The sequence below is a fragment of the Paenisporosarcina macmurdoensis genome, assembly GCF_042658845.1.
Taxonomy (GTDB): Bacteria; Bacillota; Bacilli; order Bacillales_A; family Planococcaceae; genus Paenisporosarcina; species Paenisporosarcina macmurdoensis.
Genome location: NZ_JBHSRI010000025.1, coordinates 636,213 through 651,462, shown reverse-complemented (window position 1 = coordinate 651,462; position 15,250 = coordinate 636,213). Strand labels below are relative to the sequence as shown.

The 15,250-nt window shown below is 38.6% G+C and carries 15 protein-coding genes, 1 tRNA gene and 1 riboswitch; of the genes, 6 read left to right on the top strand and 10 right to left on the bottom strand.

The genetic code is table 11. The annotated features are described in order from the left end of the window. Window positions 1–1,096 precede the first annotated feature (1,096 nt). Window positions 1,097–1,672 carry a nitroreductase family protein gene (locus ACFPYN_RS16820; protein WP_377735745.1) on the bottom strand — a complete coding sequence of 192 codons (576 nt, stop codon included), beginning with the start codon at window positions 1,670–1,672 and terminating at the stop codon, window positions 1,097–1,099. A gap of 27 nt (window positions 1,673–1,699) precedes the next feature. Further along, window positions 1,700–2,050 (bottom strand): DUF3307 domain-containing protein, encoded by a 351-nt coding sequence (locus tag ACFPYN_RS16815; protein WP_377735744.1) that lies wholly within the window; start codon window positions 2,048–2,050, stop codon window positions 1,700–1,702. A gap of 144 nt (window positions 2,051–2,194) precedes the next feature. Between ACFPYN_RS16815 and ACFPYN_RS16810 the strand changes: the two genes are divergently transcribed. The 4 genes from ACFPYN_RS16810 to ACFPYN_RS16795 all read left to right on the top strand — a co-directional run bounded on the left by ACFPYN_RS16810 (window position 2,195) and on the right by ACFPYN_RS16795 (window position 6,956). Then, window positions 2,195–3,331 (top strand): HD domain-containing phosphohydrolase, encoded by a 1,137-nt coding sequence (locus tag ACFPYN_RS16810; RefSeq protein ID WP_377735743.1) that lies wholly within the window; start codon window positions 2,195–2,197, stop codon window positions 3,329–3,331. Between the two features lie 19 nt (window positions 3,332–3,350). Further along, window positions 3,351–5,153 (top strand): adenylate/guanylate cyclase domain-containing protein, encoded by a 1,803-nt coding sequence (locus ACFPYN_RS16805; RefSeq protein WP_377735741.1) that lies wholly within the window; start codon window positions 3,351–3,353, stop codon window positions 5,151–5,153. A gap of 255 nt (window positions 5,154–5,408) precedes the next feature. Next, window positions 5,409–5,978 carry a glycerol-3-phosphate acyltransferase gene (locus ACFPYN_RS16800; protein WP_377735740.1) on the top strand — a complete coding sequence of 190 codons (570 nt, stop codon included), beginning with the start codon at window positions 5,409–5,411 and terminating at the stop codon, window positions 5,976–5,978. A 117-nt stretch (window positions 5,979–6,095) separates the two neighbouring features. After that, window positions 6,096–6,956, top strand: a complete 861-nt coding sequence (locus ACFPYN_RS16795) for a DegV family protein (protein ID WP_377735739.1) — start codon at window positions 6,096–6,098, stop codon at window positions 6,954–6,956. A gap of 56 nt (window positions 6,957–7,012) precedes the next feature. Here the strand turns inward: ACFPYN_RS16795 and ACFPYN_RS16790 are convergent, their stop codons facing one another. Both ACFPYN_RS16790 and ACFPYN_RS16785 read right to left on the bottom strand, forming a co-directional pair. Continuing rightward, window positions 7,013–7,498, bottom strand: coding sequence for an amidase domain-containing protein (locus ACFPYN_RS16790; RefSeq protein ID WP_377735738.1), 486 nt, complete (start codon window positions 7,496–7,498; stop codon window positions 7,013–7,015). Between the two features lie 337 nt (window positions 7,499–7,835). Next, a complete protein-coding gene (locus ACFPYN_RS16785; protein WP_377735737.1) occupies window positions 7,836–8,420 on the bottom strand; it encodes a site-2 protease family protein in 585 nt (194 codons plus the stop codon). A gap of 320 nt (window positions 8,421–8,740) precedes the next feature. On the opposite strand from ACFPYN_RS16785, the gene ACFPYN_RS16780 reads away from it, so the two are divergent. Next, on the top strand, window positions 8,741–9,007 hold the full coding sequence (locus ACFPYN_RS16780) for an ATP-binding protein (protein ID WP_377735736.1): 267 nt from the start codon (window positions 8,741–8,743) through the stop codon (window positions 9,005–9,007). A 99-nt stretch (window positions 9,008–9,106) separates the two neighbouring features. Here the strand turns inward: ACFPYN_RS16780 and ACFPYN_RS16775 are convergent, their stop codons facing one another. The 4 genes from ACFPYN_RS16775 to ACFPYN_RS16760 all read right to left on the bottom strand — a co-directional run bounded on the left by ACFPYN_RS16775 (window position 9,107) and on the right by ACFPYN_RS16760 (window position 12,349). Next, window positions 9,107–9,652 (bottom strand): DUF6241 domain-containing protein, encoded by a 546-nt coding sequence (locus ACFPYN_RS16775; protein ID WP_377735735.1) that lies wholly within the window; start codon window positions 9,650–9,652, stop codon window positions 9,107–9,109. A gap of 241 nt (window positions 9,653–9,893) precedes the next feature. Further along, window positions 9,894–10,358 carry a staygreen family protein gene (locus ACFPYN_RS16770; RefSeq protein WP_377735734.1) on the bottom strand — a complete coding sequence of 155 codons (465 nt, stop codon included), beginning with the start codon at window positions 10,356–10,358 and terminating at the stop codon, window positions 9,894–9,896. A 389-nt stretch (window positions 10,359–10,747) separates the two neighbouring features. Then, a complete protein-coding gene (locus tag ACFPYN_RS16765) occupies window positions 10,748–11,629 on the bottom strand; it encodes a 5'-methylthioadenosine/S-adenosylhomocysteine nucleosidase (protein WP_377735881.1) in 882 nt (293 codons plus the stop codon). Window positions 11,630–11,832: 203 nt separating this feature from the next. Continuing rightward, a riboswitch (purine riboswitch) is annotated at window positions 11,833–11,936 on the bottom strand. 342 nt (window positions 11,937–12,278) lie between these two features. After that, window positions 12,279–12,349, bottom strand: a tRNA-Ala gene (locus tag ACFPYN_RS16760). A 143-nt stretch (window positions 12,350–12,492) separates the two neighbouring features. Here ACFPYN_RS16760 and ACFPYN_RS16755 point away from each other — a divergent pair. Beyond that, window positions 12,493–13,524 (top strand): DUF2804 domain-containing protein, encoded by a 1,032-nt coding sequence (locus tag ACFPYN_RS16755; protein WP_377735732.1) that lies wholly within the window; start codon window positions 12,493–12,495, stop codon window positions 13,522–13,524. 124 nt (window positions 13,525–13,648) lie between these two features. Here ACFPYN_RS16755 and ACFPYN_RS16750 read toward each other — a convergent pair whose 3' ends face one another. Both ACFPYN_RS16750 and kynA read right to left on the bottom strand, forming a co-directional pair. Then, a complete protein-coding gene (locus ACFPYN_RS16750) occupies window positions 13,649–14,377 on the bottom strand; it encodes a glycerophosphodiester phosphodiesterase (protein ID WP_377735731.1) in 729 nt (242 codons plus the stop codon). A 12-nt stretch (window positions 14,378–14,389) separates the two neighbouring features. Then, the gene (gene kynA, locus ACFPYN_RS16745) at window positions 14,390–15,250 is read right to left on the bottom strand and encodes a tryptophan 2,3-dioxygenase (RefSeq protein WP_377735729.1); all 861 of its coding nucleotides are present in this window, start codon (window positions 15,248–15,250) and stop codon (window positions 14,390–14,392) included.

The window sequence follows — 15,250 nt, the reverse complement described above, 5'->3', positions numbered from 1 at the left end:
AAAGATTAAAGAGTTGGGCTTGTGACTTCGTCACTTGCCCAACTCTGTTTTTTTAGATCATTCTGCGGCGGGGATTCGTCCTTCGCTCCCTTATAACCTGAACGCGCATAGTTAAGTTCGTTTGGTTTACTAAAGAATAGACACTATCTTTATGTAGATATTCGACCGAAAATGATATTTCGGTCTCTTCCTTCATACTTTATTTCAGACCAATCTTTTTCTAATCTAAGGCAGATAGGTTTTCAGTGCGCTTCAGACGAATTCTCTGCTGCACTATAATCTTGAGAACAAAGAATTGGGCTTGTGACTGCGTCACTCGCCCAACTTTCTTTTTTCAGATCATTCTGCGGCGGGGATTCGTCCTTCGCTCCCTGAAAACCTGGACGCGCCTAGTTAAGTTCGTTTGGTTTACTAAAGAATAGACACTATCTTTATGTAGATATTCGACCGAAAATGATATTTTGGTCTCTTCCTGCTTACTTTATTTCAGACCATTCTCCTTTCTAATCTAAGGCAAATAGGTTTTCAGTGCGCTTCAGACGAACTCTCTGCTGCACTATAAGCTAGAGAAAAAATAAAGGCGTGCTAGCCATAGCCACAAATGTTTTTTATTTGTGGCTCTGGCTACCAACCTGGGGTAGTTCTTTAAATTGAGCGGACGCTAATCTCTCGCAGAACATTTCCTCAGAGGAAGAGCCACAATTGTCTTTCAAATTGTGGCTCTCATCAACACGAATCAATCTAGCGGACTCGTTAAAGAAAGAACTCTCCAAAATATAGAAATGCAAAAGTAGCCGAAATTGCATCTTCGGCTGCTTGGATTGCTGAAAAAAGTGACGATTCTTTAGTAAACCAAATTCAACAAACCATTTGCTCCCAGGTTGTAAGGGAGCGACGAAAGCATCCGAGCCGCAAGATTATCTGTAAAATTACAATGTGGATGTGACGATGTCACATCCACATTGTACTCATTCTCTAGATAATAGTGCAGCATGGATTGCTTTCCAAAGCTCACCGGAAACCTGAGTGATAAACTGGCTTGCCTAATAAGTAAAAAATCCCGACGCTCGCATAAGTGCGATGAGTCGGGATTTTTTTATTTTGAACCGAAGAAAGTAACGAATTCTTCGACAGATTTGCGAGGTTTGGCTTTTGGCATTTCGTCAAAATAACCGAATTGTAGCATGCTAATAATTCGTTCAGCTTTTTTTACGCCTAGAGCTTCACGGAATTTCGGTGCATCTAAAAATGGAGGTGTTTTCCAACAAGCTCCAATACCTAAGTCCCAAGCTAATAATTGCGCATTTTGGATGTAACTACTTGCCGCAGCAAAATCTTCTAATCGTTCTTTTTGACGTACATCTTCAGAAACGACCACAAATGCATAAGCTCCAGGAGTTACAAATTTTTTCATTTGCTTGGCTAAATCGTCTTCAGAAAGGTCTTTCCACTTTGCTACGCCAAATTCGCGTAACACCGTATGTAGTTCAGTCAATTCTCTACCACAAGCAACAACTAATCTCCATGGTTCACGGTTTCCGTGGTTTGGTGCCCATTTTGCATCTTCCAAAACTGTCATTAATGTGTCGCGTTCTACAGGTTGTCCATTAAATACTTTGACTGAGCGGCGTTGTAGTATTGCATCGCGTACTGATAAAGATTGTTCATTCATGTGTAAGTTCTCCTTTTCGCTAACAAGTTAAAACCAAATGTGTGCAACTGCACCTAAAATGATTATGTGGAAAATTTGATCGACCATAATACTAAGCCATTTTGACTCCGAACCTTTTGTCTGCATGATCTGTTTTACCCACCAGGCAACAAATACGCGTCGATCTAAGAATATATGACTTACGAATAAGAGTGCTATTGCCCCTATCGACAATAAACCATAGCCAAAGAAAACTACGGCAGTTACGGAAATGGTATAAACGACGCAATGTACGACTAAAGGTAGCCATTTGGTTGCCTTGAACATCGCCATCCAACTCGTTTGAAACAAGAAATCGCCTATTAAATGGCCTATGAGCAAATAACTAAATACCGTCATTCCAAGCTCCTCCAAATCGATGAAAAAACAGTCCAGGCGTCGCTTATCTAAACTATTAGATTCGTTTAACCTATGGTAATATTATCATACCAACAATTTCCTTAAAAAAACAACCATCGCTTCTAGCTAGGAAGGATTTTCGATATGTTTAAAAATGATCCAATACCCTCTTTTCATCCTCAAAACGAGCTGCAGTCAGAAGAATTACTTGCGGTCATTTTTGAATATATGGGGAAAATCACAGCAGAAACTGATTTAGATAAGTTACTAATGATTTTAGCCGACTTAGGAAAAAGTCTTGTCCTTGCAGATCGCTGCACGGTTTGGCTACACAATCCAGAAACTCATCAACTATGGACTATTGTAGCACATGGGATTGAACGAGTAATTATTCCTGAGAAAAGTGGGTTCATAGGTCATAGTTTTTCTACCGGCGAATCAATTATTGTAAATGATGCATATGAAGATGTACGTTTTAATGAAGCAATCGACCGCTCCACTGGCTATCGGACAAAATCTGTCTTATGCATTCCTTTTCGAAACTCTGAAGGGATTGTCATCGGAGCTTTTCAAGCAATCAATAAAATGACCGTTAGTGAAATATTTACAGAACGGGATAAGGAAGTCTTAACATTAGCAGCTTCTTACTCTGGTAAGTCATTAGAATCTTCCATCTTACGCAATGAACTCATTGAAACCCAAAGAGAAATGATTGAGACCATGGGTGAAATCGGGGAAAGTCGTTCACAAGAAACAGGTCATCATGTAAAACGTGTTGCAAAATATTCTTATGAATTAGCGAAGTTAGCTGGTTTATCCGAGTCCCAGTGTCGTTTGTTAAAACTCGCTTCCCCTATGCACGACATTGGAAAAGTAGCGATTCCAGATACGATTTTATTAAAACCTGGTCCATTATCTAAAGAAGAATTTGATTTGATGAAAACGCACACATCTATTGGTTACCATGTGTTCAAACATTCAAGCCGCCAATTGTTACGTACAGCAGCGATTATTGCACATGAACATCATGAAAAATGGGATGGAACTGGTTACCCGAATGGTCTAAAAGAACAAGAGATTCATATCTTTGGACGCATTACTGCCATTGCCGATGTTTTTGATGCTTTATCAAGTGAACGTGTGTATAAGAAGGCATGGTCCATGGAAGATATCATGACCTTCCTATTGGAACAACGAGGGAAGCATTTTGATCCGTCTCTAATCGATTTATTCTACCAAAATATCGATACATTTATTGATATCCGCCTTAAATATACGTAATAGAGATTGGAGCCTGCTTATGAACAAGAATGTCATCTTTCACGAAGAACGCGAATTCGACTTATCGATTGCAGACTTGTGGACTCTTCTATCCGATACGAACCATTTAAATGAATACATTGGGCTGTTCCCTGTCCAGTTTTCGAACTACTCATACGATAACGAAGTGTTACATCGGAAAGCGGAAGCAAAAGCATTAGGTCTCGTAAAAACGGCTTGGACTGAGCACACGTTCGAGTGGGTTAAATTTTCGCATTACGTCATAGAGAGAACTTATTCAATCGGACCTGTTGCACGTGCTTTATGGACGGTCAGTTTACAACGAGTCAGTGACACTCGAACACGTCTTATCCTAGATTCAGATTTCACCATTCGAAATATTCTTGGAAAGATCGCATTAAAGATGATAATTATTCCTCAACTCCGCCGCATTTTTCCTTACACTTTATCGTACAAAGAAAATACATCAGCGGACGATCCTAGACCTCAGAAAAAGCAGTCAATATCCGTAAATACAGAGCGTATGACGATATTGCTAGAAAGACTTCGCAACACTTTTTCGAATGAACAAATGATACATAGTTTAGTACATATGATAACTGCACATAACGACGATGAAGTGAGTCATATTAAGCCTTTAAAATGGGCGTATGAGCGTGGCTACGCGAAACTTGAAACGATAGAAATGTTTTTACTAGCGACTAAGGCAGGTTTACTTAATCAACAATGGAGTTTAATGTGTCCAAACTGTCGTGTCTCTAAAGAACAAACTACTTCGTTGAGACAATTGAGCAACTCGGTCCATTGTGATTTGTGTGGAGTGGATTACGAAGTGAATTTCGATCGCTACGTTGAAATGCGATTCATCATTAATCCATCCATTCGAAAAACAGATGAACAACTATTTTGTCTGAATGGCCCAATGAACTCCCCACATGTTGTCGCACAGACTCGCATTCCGCCTGGCGAAAGCCGCACGATGAACGTGAAAAATTGGCCGCAAGAGTTGCGTTTGCGAGTAGTAAAGTTTAATCACAGTGTTGACATTAATCGTGAAGATTCCGAAGTTAAGGATAGCCTTACGTATACAGAATCAGGATTTACTACAGACGTGATTCGTACGCAAGATGAGATCCTCATTGATAATCATGCGAACTATGAAATTGTGGTTGCCCTAGAAGAAACGGAATGGGATTCATTTGCGTTAACCGCTCGTGAAGTAACGTCCCTCCAACTGTTCCGTGATTTATTTGCAACGGAAGTATTGTCTCCTGATCAACAAATTGGCGTTGGTGAAATGACGATTTTATTTACGGATTTAAAAGGGTCTACGAAATTATATGAAGCCATTGGTGACGCACTTGCCTATTCGGATGTGAAAAAGCACTTTGATTACTTGAAAAAACATATTCAATCTAATCACGGCACAATTATCAAAACGATAGGCGACTCTGTTATGGCTGGCTTTTACCAAGATACTTTGGCTCTAAAAGCAGCGCACGCAATTCAAGCTCAAGTACATGAGTTAAATGCAAACTTGTCACAACCTGTTTCTATCAAAGTTGGCTTTTACAGCGGTCCAGTAATCGCGGTGAATGCCAACGATTTACTCGATTACTTTGGGCGTACAGTGAATATGGCTGCTCGCATTCAAAACCAAAGTGTTGGTGATGATTTAGTATTAAGTCAACAAGGATTTGAGGATTTATTACGGAATTCCGAGTCAGAAACATTACTTGCCCAGTATTCAACTGATTACTTTGAAGCTTCCCTTCAAGGAATTGACGGCGCGTTTCGTTTAGTGCGATTAAAACAGAACTAATTGGTGGCCTACGACGAAAAATCGTAGGCTTTTTTATTGGCATGAAATGATTCTCCTGAGCGAATAGAGATATCGTCGTAACTTTTCATGTTATTGTCGCAACTTTATTGGTTATCGTCGCAACTTTTCACGTTATTGTCGCAACTTTAACTGTTATTGTCGCAACTATCCAATTTCCTCCTAATTATATTTGGTTATTCCCCTAATGCTTCCTTTCCTTCATAATAGAAAGAAAGTATGAACTGGGGGTATCGCATGATTGTTTATTTCATCGCGTCCTTTTTACTCGGCAATGTCCTAACAGCTTGGTGGGTTGGGAAATTATATAAAACTGATTTACGCGATCATCGTAGTGGTAACTTAGGTGCTCGTAATGCAGGAGCGGTGATTGGAAAAGGTGCATTCCTACTGACATTTTTGGGTGATGCTCTAAAGGGAGTCATCGTTATTCTTGCAGGACGCTATTTCGGCTATCCAGAATGGGCAGTTGCACTTGGTGGTCTACTCGTAATTTGTGGTCATATGTTTCCAATCTGGTTAAAAGGTAGAGGCGGTAAAGGGATCGCGACTTTTGTAGGGATTGGACTGACATTTAATCTACTATTTGCGATTGCTTTCAGTGTTGCGTTTTTCCTTGTTATTCCATTCATTCGAAGTGCCACACTCAGCATGATTTTCGCTTATTTAGCGTATATTGGATCAGTGTTCTATTTTAATGAAGTTCAACGTGCATGGCCCATTATTGTTGCGATTATATTAATTATGTATCGACACCGTTTTGACTTCCAACAATCCTTTGGTGAACAAAAATGGAAACGCTCTTAACATTATTATTGGAATAGCTTTATTTCTTTTAAAACCTAAGACCATCGCGATATAATACTTTTGATGGTATAATATTAAATAATCAAAATTCTTAAATAAAGATAGGGTGTTAAGTTGATGACAAAGAAACCAATTGCTTGGGTAGTTGATAGTACCGCTTATGTTAGTGATATTCTTGCTGCCCACCCTGATGTACATGTTGTACCATTAGCCATTCATTTTGGACAAGAACAATACGCGGATGGAGTCGATTTAACATCCGAACAACTTTACGATCGTATTCGTAATGCCGATGAATTCCCAAAAACGTCACAACCAGCTGCAGGTGAATTTGCCAAACTGTACGAAAAAATCAGCGAAGATTACGAAGCGATTTTAGCCGTACATGTTTCTTCAAAATTAAGCGGAACTATGTCTTCATCTAAATCAGGTGCAGAAATTGCTGAAGTTCAAATGGAATGTGTGGACTCACTTGCTTTATCATCTGGGATTACAAAACTTGTAGAGCGTGGACTTTTCCTACAGGATCGTGGCATGAATTTGCAAGAAATTGCAGAAAAACTGCGTGGCGAAGTGAAAAACTTACGAAACTACATCCTAATCGGCAATTTAAACCAGCTATATAAAGGCGGACGCATGAGTGGCGTTCAATTTTTCTTAGGAAGCTTATTGCAAGTTAAGCCAATTATTCATTTAAATGAAATTGGCGAATTAAAAGCACTTGATAAAGTACGTTCTCAAAAGAAAGCACTTAACTATTTAGTTGATAAAGCCGTTGATGCTTACGAAAAAGACGGCGTTCGTTCAATTGATCTTATGCAAGGTAATGTGTTGGCTCAAGCGGAAGAATTGAAAAACTTAATTCAAGCAAAAGTACCAAATCTAGAAGTACGCGTCGGTGAAATCAGCTCTGTTCTTGCTGTCCATGCTGGCGAGGGCACAATCGCAGCAATGTGGCATGTACCTGCAGAAGACTAATTTTTAACGTTTTTATTATAAAAACAAGTGAAACCCTTGGTAACCCAAGGGTTTTTTCATGTAAATGAATCTTTAATGTGGAAGAAAATATACCTTGTTTCATCTAAAAAAGCTGGAGATGACGTATATCGCCAATCTCTTTGCCGACTACTAGCTGTATGCGCATTTACTAGCGGTTCCCTCCCGTTAAACCCCGTTACAATTGTGGTATGGTCAAAACGGCCATCATTTTGAAAATCATAGCTAATGACATCTCCTAATTGCAGATCACTGGCATTCGCTACTTTAGTAGCTTGCAAACCAACCGTTGACGTATCCAAGTACCAACGAAGTGAGTGTGAGGTGCTCCAACTAAAACTCCAAGTACCTCCGCCTATCCACCACCCTTTATCACGTGTGGGATAGCCGCGCATAGGTGCTCCCCCTGCCCTTAAGCACTGCGAGATATAATTCGTGCAATCATCGTCAAAGATCGGATACGCAGGATTATTTGAATTCCACCATGTATTTGCATATTGAACAGCTGCCTGGCGATTGTACATGTAAATTCCCCCTCAAGAGAGATTATGTAACAATCGAATGAATTAGAAGAATGGATTGTCTGTTAGTGAGTAGGAGTGTATTTGGTGTATTAATGTGAGGGGTATGGATTCGTAATTACTGTCTACTCCATTCCGTTAATCCTTCTATATGGCATCTGAGTTAGCTTGATCGCACGTACTGTGCTAGACAGGTTGACGGTCATCATTCCCACCGTTAACAATGAAATGGTTGCTAAAATGGTAAAAATTTTGCATATCGGCTTCCCTCCTGAATTCTTTATAAACAAAAAACCACTCATAAAAAAAACATGAGTGGTACATGATAAAATTCGAATTATTAATTTGGCAACAGTAATTCATAAAATGAGTAGAACGAATTCATAACTATACCTATACTGCTACTGATAAATGGCAGTATGGTGAAATCACCAATTGGCGTTAACATCACCACTAAAAATATTATGGAACCGTACGTTTCTAAAGGCACAAGTTTCATCTGGATGTTTGTTGGAAACAAGCTGGATACAATGCGGTAGCCGTCTAACGGTGGAAGCGGTAATAAATTAAAGACGCCTAGTACTACATTAAGAGTCACAAAGATGTTAAGAAATGCTTCAAACGATTGGTTTACTGGAATAAAATAAAAAATACTAAATCCGATAAAGGCTAAAACAAAGTTGCTAAGAGGTCCAACTAAACTAACGATGATGGATTGGACACGTCTGGTTGCAAAGTATGTACTATTGACTGGTACGGGTTTAGCCCAACCAATTCCTGCGATAAATATTAATAGGGTTCCGAATACATCCAAGTGCTTAAGCAGATTCAGCGTAACACGTCCTGCATTCTTTGCTGTGTCATCCCCGAAAACTGAAGCCATCCACGCATGCATAAATTCATGAAGCGTAAAGGCAATAACCAATGTAATTAATACATTTGGAATTTCTGATAATGAAAATGCTAAAAATTCTATTCTCCCCGCCTGCCTTCAACCTTTTTATAATGAAGCCTTGCCTCACGTATTCTACAAAGCTCTTCTTGAATCTAATGTACCATGTTACGAGATGGGTTTCACCAACATTTCTTCTATTAATTAGTTCTATACCAACTATCTTACTCTATTACATAAGTGGTTATTCAAGATCAACTCTAATCAAGATTATACTGACTACATAATTCAATATGGCTTGAAAGATCCTATTATATGAAGCGAAGAAGGGTTACTTGAACAAGCAATTTTAAATGTTATTCAAAATGGCATTGACTCAATGTTTGCAGACGGAACTCTGCATTACTATTAGACCGGACGGCGATTGGATTGCACTGAATGGTATTGATTATGGGGTCGGAATTCCGGAGGACCATTTTCAGAAGTTGGGCGAGCCATTCTATTCAAACAACGACAAAGGGTTTGGGCTCGGCTTGATGCTTACGTATAAAATTATTGAACGACAACACGGGAAAATATCCATCCCATCCAAAGTAAAGTTGGATTGGGCACACAGGTAACCATATCGTTTCCCTTTTCAATCAGATAGTATCAAGTGAATTGGAATGGTTTTACTACAATACAGCAAAAAAAGCATTCACAATCTGTGAGTGCCTCTTTTACTCATAATATTGTTCAATATACTTTACTTCTTCTTCATAGCTAAGAATGCCTGTTGCTCTTCCAATCGTACCACCTTGGCTTTCCCAAATTTGATTGTGTTCAAGGTCTATTTGTGAGAAATCATTTTCCGACCAACGAGTAAGAATCCCCATATATAAACGCGCATTTTTATAATCATTCTTATTGGTTTCAATTACGTCCATTAATCTTGCCACTCGTTCTGTAGTTAAAGGCAGCAACCCCCACTTTTCATCCGCTTCAATTTTTTGATGAGACATAGCATGAATGGCGGTAGCTACTTGAGAATCTTTCATAGTGAAAGGAAATTCCTCTTCAACTGGTATCTTCTTCCCTTCATCTACAATTATAATTTTCCCACCATCTTCAGTTGCTTTTTCTGTAATTGTTCCGTCTTTTTTAATGATAGGACGGTTTTCCCCATACATACTAAAACCAATATAGCCAATTAACGCTAAAACAGTGACACTTAAAACGATTTTTTGAAGTCTTGTGAATTTGAATTTTGTTTTAGTTTCTTTCATATTTCACTCCAATTAAAAATTTAATCCACCACTTAGAATAAAACTCGTTATGAATAGACGATTAGGACTATAAAAAAATCTGAAAAATAAGATGTAATCTTCATATTAATGTAAGTAACTTACATTGAAAAGGAATTGTTTTGAATTCAGCATAAATTGACAATATGTCTGCTAGTTCGACATAAAACAAAAAGCACCTATTTAATCACAAAGATTAAGTAGGTGCTAACGTCTCTGAATTCTAGATTTGCTCTAAATATTGGCGCGGTGTCCCATAGTAATAAATCTGACGATATTGTGGATAAACTGATTCATAATATATAAATATGGGGGCATCAAGCAAGTCGGGATAGTTATCGTAAAATGGTAGGTCTCCATATACAATTCCTTTTAGTGCAGTTTCCATTTCTTTTTTGAATATGTTAAAACGAATGCCTGAAACACTTTCACCGAACTCTCCTCCATCTATATATGCCTTTCCTACTAAATTTAAACGACCATGCTTATCTTTTTTCCATTTCGCCAGCACTTCATCCCGCATTTTCCAGTTAACAGCCTCATAATTGTACACATATCCAATATCTAAAAATAATTCAGCAGTAATATCAGAATGAGTGAGCGTATATTTCCTTCCTTCTATTGGTTGTTCGGAAGTAGCAGGCGGCATGAGTTTCACTGATAATTTCTGTGGATTAAAGTCAGACATTTAATTCTCCCCGCAAGCAAAAGTGATGCTTCGAGAACGTCAAAAGCTTAAATGCGTTTGGATCAAGATTGATTAACCTATATATGTTTCTTAGGTGTTCGTTCAAATGAGTCTCCCTTTCTTCAATTCATATGAATTACAATATGTAGACCACTAACAATATGACTGGGTTGATAGCAATAAAGAATACTTGAGAATTCCGGATATATTAAACTGCTATGAAAATAAGGTCATATTTTTTGGTTGAAAAACTAAAAAAATAAACCACTCATTAATTGATATGAGTGGTTTATTACTATAATGGAGTAGCTCGGCATCTAACCGACGACCTTCACACTTCCAGCTGTGCAATTGTTTACTTGGTTTGAAGTAAATGTGGGTCTACTATATTATTCGCTTGGCATTGTAGATATATATTTTTTCACTACTTCATAAACATATTCCTGACATGCGGTTGCCGTATCTGGGTTGTATTGACCACCATTTGTTTTGTTATTAGATAGCACTCTAATCCCCAAAAATGGTACATCGTATGCTTTAGCAATTTGTGCTGCCGCTGCACCCTCCATTTCTTCAACAGATGTGCCATATTTCGTGTGGAACCATTTGATTCTATCCACTTCATTATTCCAAACGTCTGCAGAACCTATTGTACCCTCGACAATTTTACCCTCAGTATATTTGTCTTTAACTGCATTTGCAGCTGCGAGTAATTCCTTATCTCCCTCGTAGAAACGAGCTTTTTCAGCATTAGGATCTTCTCCTGCACTTCCTTCAGAAGCCATCAAATCCATAGGTTTCCAGGTAGTAGGATCAATGCCTTCGCCTTCGCCCTTATCTCCTGTTTTTAAAGCTCCCAAGTTTGTCGTTCTTTTTCCTAAAACAATATCAAATACGTTTAAATCTGGATCATGCCCACCTGATGTTCCTTGATTGATGATTGCTATAGGGTTATATTTTTCAATCGCCACTGCTGTAGCAGCTGCTGTATTTTCCATTCCCTTACCTGTTTTTGCAACAATTACAGGATAGTTGTCTAAAGTTCCTATGTAAAATACAAAATCCCCAGATTGTTCTTCTTTCACATTTTCTAACTTCTCAGCAAATTTTTCAGCTTCTATTGGCATTGGACCTTGAATCATAATTGGTCTTTGAGTATTCTCTTGAACAGTATCCTTTTCTGATGTTGAAGTACAACCTGCTAATACCGATACAAACAGTAAAGCAATAATTCCTAATAAAGCGGATTTTTTCATCCTATTGTTTTTCATTAATAATCTCTCCTTTATACTAGCTGTTGCTTTCAATCCGTTTTCCTCCTTGGTGTTTGATATACTCGAAGATTTGATCCATAGAAAAAAGTCTAGGAAATAGAATGATTTCTACCTACTAGACCTACGAAAGTTAAAGTAATAACAATTAAGCAAAACTGAACTCATGCTAATCATAAAATGGTAACAGCAAAAATGCCGAACAACCGAATACTTCAACTCGTAGTCCAGTTCTTTCATCGGGAACTAAGTAGAAACGCTCAGACCATATTACTGAGCATATACGAGTACTGTTATTAATATTATTATGTTGATAATATAACAAACTTATAAAAGACATTCAACAGAAAGGTGAATATTAAGTTCTAAATAACTATTTAATGTTCGTCTTTAAGGGATAAAAGAGAGAAAAAACGATTCGAATTTCAAAATAATTCACTTTTTAGTCAATATTTTCTTTACCTTTAAAAAAACCAGCTCTACAAATTGGTGTTGAACACGGTCCGATAATAGGACAAAACGGATTAATTTCTCCATATTTAATGACATAAAAATAGCACTTTCACTATTCTGAAATAGTGAAAGTGCTAGTAGTTCTTCATTCAAGTTTTAAGTTTGCACAAGTTGAAATTTGAGTGAAGAAAAGGTATGGAGCCGAGCAGAATCGAACTGCCGCCTACACAATGCCATTGTGTCATTCTCCCGTTAAACTACGGCCCCGTATTACTATTGAATTAATTCTGATTGTACCGTCGACTTAAACAACTGCCAGTTGAGCTAATATCCCTAAATGAATATATTTGTTACAATAAGTAGTATATAGCAAATTTACGTGATGATTCAAGAGGCGAGAGGGTGGCGAGATGCAAAAAGTGCAACAACACGCAGAACGTGAGATCCTAGCTCCAATATCTTTATGCGACTCAAAAGGAAATTTAAACCCAGCTGCCATCGGTTTTTCACGAAAACCGTTAATTGATAGTAATCTGTCTGGTCATTTTATGCGAAAGAAAAAATGGAATTATTGGTGTGTATTCGGTGAAGATATTTTATTTTCAGCCACCATACGTCATATGGATTATGCGACCGTTTGTTGTGTCTATTTCTTAGATTATGAAACGCAACGCTTTTTCGAAAAGACGGTTACTATTCCACTTGGACAACGTGTACATATGCCTAATCAAGTACTTGAAACAGTGAAATTTTCAAATAACGAAATGACTGTTCAGCTACTACATATGCAAAACGAAACTCATATGGCCGTAACCATCTCAAATTTTGATGGTGATTTGCTTCATGCCGATTTACATATCGAGCATCCGGAAGACGATGATTCGTTAAATGTGGTGATTCCATGGAATCGTCAATTATTTCAACATACTGCCAAACATCATACGTTGCCAACTCGTGGTTTCGTAAAACTTGGGGACAAGCGCTATTCATTTAATCCCGAAGATAGCTACGCTGTGCTTGATTATGGTCGTGGGGTTTGGCCAAGAACCGCTTCATGGAACTGGGCGATGGCTTCTCAACGCGTAGGAAATAAGCGAATAGGTCTTAACTTTGGCGGAAAATGGACAGATGGTACAGGGATGACAGAGAATGCTGTGTTTGTTAATGGTAAAATGTCTAAAATCTCAGAAGATGTAAATTTCACCTACGACAATACAGACTTTATGAAACCCTGGCATATTCGATCAAAATTTTCACAAGATGTGAATTTAACGTTCACTCCATTTTTTAAACGTGAAGCCAAGATCAACGCTCGACTCGTCACGTCTACCGTATATCAAATGGTGGGCTATTATAACGGCGTCGTTTATTTACAAGACGGCTCTCGACTAGCCATAACACAATTACTCGGTTGCATTGAAGAACATACAGCAAAATGGTAATTGAAAACCCCACGTTCTCCGTTTATTTAGGAGAACGTGGGGTTTTGTGCGTACTGAGGAGACCAACTGTCCAGCTCCAAGCGAATGGACAGAAAGGAATATCCACTTCTTCCTTTCTCCCTTCCTATGCCTGTTTTAAATCAAACAACTGCTTCATTCTTTTAGGGAAATCAGTGAATATTGCATGCACACCTATTTGTTCCAAGGCAAGTGCATTGTCCTCATCATTAACGGTAAAGACGCGTATGATTGCTCCTTTAAGTAATGCATCTTTTGTCATTTTGCGCATCGCTGTTGGCAAGTATATATGAAGGGCATCCGCTGGAATAACACGCGCATAATCGTATGCATCCACGAGTACTTCCATGGTTAATATAGCCACTTCGATATGAGGAGCCGATCGTTTAAAATTCCGAATGGCTTCATGATCAAATGACGAGATTACCACTCGATCAGCCATCCCCATTTTCTCGACCAAATATAGAACTTTCTCTCCCATTTCTTCATAGGGAAAGACGTCTGATTTCAACTCAATATTCACATGATGTGTCGTGTGTTGAAAGGTCTTTAAGACTTCTTCTAAAGTCGGAATTGATTCCCCTGCAAAGTCTTCATTAAACCAACTTCCATAATCGTAAGCACGTAATTCAGCTAGTGTTAAGTCTTTGACATAGCCCACTCCGTTCGACGTGCGATCAATTCTTTCATCGTGAATGACAACTAACTCGCCATCTTTTGATACATGTACGTCGAACTCAACGCCGTGAATAGCAAGACGAGAAGCTTCTTCAAAGGCTGCAAGTGTATTTTCAGGATGCGTACCGGACGCACCGCGATGGGCATATATTTTCATATCTAGACCTCCTTAAATTTCTGTGCGCAATGTCCATAGTTCTGGGAAGAAATATTGATCTAGCACTTTTTTCAAGTAATTGACGCCTGATGATCCGCCAGTCCCCTGTTTAAAGCCAATAATTCTTTCAACTGTTTTCATATGACGGAAACGCCATTGTTGAAGCCAATCTTCAATGTCTACGAGTTTTTCTGCTAATTGATACAGCTCCCAGTAAGTATCTACATCACGGTAGACAGTCGTCCATGCTGCTAAGACACTAGCATTCGGCTCATAAGGAGTGGATACATCACGTGTCAGAATACCTTCATCGATTGGTAGTCCTGCTCGGGCTAGCTTGCGAATCGCTGCATCGTATAATCCTGGTTCATGGAAAGCTTTCGTTAGCGTGTTCAGTAAATCTTCGTCTTTTTCGTAAATTTTCAAAACATGCTTCGTTTTGTAGCCAAGTGCAAACTCGATCATGCGATATTGATACGATTGGAAACCACTAGCATTTCCAAGTGAAGAACGGAACTCCATATATTCGGCAGGAGTTAAAGTGGATAATACATCCCAACCTTGAATAATTTGAGTTTGAATCTTCGATACACGTGCCAGTTGTTTAAACGCTGGTTGTAAATCATCATTTTCTATATTAGTAATCGCTGCGCGGAGTTCGTGCAAGATGAGTTTCATCCACAACTCAGAAACTTGGTGGATGATGATGAATAATGTTTCATCGTGGTGGCCGCTTAAACTATCTTGTGCTGTTAATAATTTATCTAAATGTAGGTATTCCCCGTACGTCATTTCTTCTTTGAAATTTGTATGTAATCCCGCTTCCCCTTGTGCTGCGCGGTTTTGTCCGTTGTCTAATGATTGTTTGTCCAT

What these genes read in the sequence shown, in the direction of transcription:
- ACFPYN_RS16820 (WP_377735745.1), bottom strand. Translation starts at nt 1,672, where the DNA reads ATGAATGAACAATCTTTATCAGTACGCGATGCAATACTACAACGCCGC.
- ACFPYN_RS16815 (WP_377735744.1), bottom strand. Translation starts at nt 2,050, where the DNA reads ATGACGGTATTTAGTTATTTGCTCATAGGCCATTTAATAGGCGATTTC.
- ACFPYN_RS16810 (WP_377735743.1), top strand. Translation starts at nt 2,195, where the DNA reads ATGTTTAAAAATGATCCAATACCCTCTTTTCATCCTCAAAACGAGCTG.
- ACFPYN_RS16805 (WP_377735741.1), top strand. Translation starts at nt 3,351, where the DNA reads ATGAACAAGAATGTCATCTTTCACGAAGAACGCGAATTCGACTTATCG.
- ACFPYN_RS16800 (WP_377735740.1), top strand. Translation starts at nt 5,409, where the DNA reads ATGATTGTTTATTTCATCGCGTCCTTTTTACTCGGCAATGTCCTAACA.
- ACFPYN_RS16795 (WP_377735739.1), top strand. Translation starts at nt 6,096, where the DNA reads ATGACAAAGAAACCAATTGCTTGGGTAGTTGATAGTACCGCTTATGTT.
- ACFPYN_RS16790 (WP_377735738.1), bottom strand. Translation starts at nt 7,498, where the DNA reads ATGTACAATCGCCAGGCAGCTGTTCAATATGCAAATACATGGTGGAAT.
- ACFPYN_RS16780 (WP_377735736.1), top strand. Translation starts at nt 8,741, where the DNA reads ATGTTATTCAAAATGGCATTGACTCAATGTTTGCAGACGGAACTCTGC.
- ACFPYN_RS16775 (WP_377735735.1), bottom strand. Translation starts at nt 9,652, where the DNA reads ATGAAAGAAACTAAAACAAAATTCAAATTCACAAGACTTCAAAAAATC.
- ACFPYN_RS16770 (WP_377735734.1), bottom strand. Translation starts at nt 10,358, where the DNA reads ATGTCTGACTTTAATCCACAGAAATTATCAGTGAAACTCATGCCGCCT.
- ACFPYN_RS16765 (WP_377735881.1), bottom strand. Translation starts at nt 11,629, where the DNA reads ATGAAAAACAATAGGATGAAAAAATCCGCTTTATTAGGAATTATTGCT.
- ACFPYN_RS16755 (WP_377735732.1), top strand. Translation starts at nt 12,493, where the DNA reads ATGCAAAAAGTGCAACAACACGCAGAACGTGAGATCCTAGCTCCAATA.
- ACFPYN_RS16750 (WP_377735731.1), bottom strand. Translation starts at nt 14,377, where the DNA reads ATGAAAATATATGCCCATCGCGGTGCGTCCGGTACGCATCCTGAAAAT.
- kynA (WP_377735729.1), bottom strand. Translation starts at nt 15,250, where the DNA reads ATGGACAAACAATCATTAGACAACGGACAAAACCGCGCAGCACAAGGG.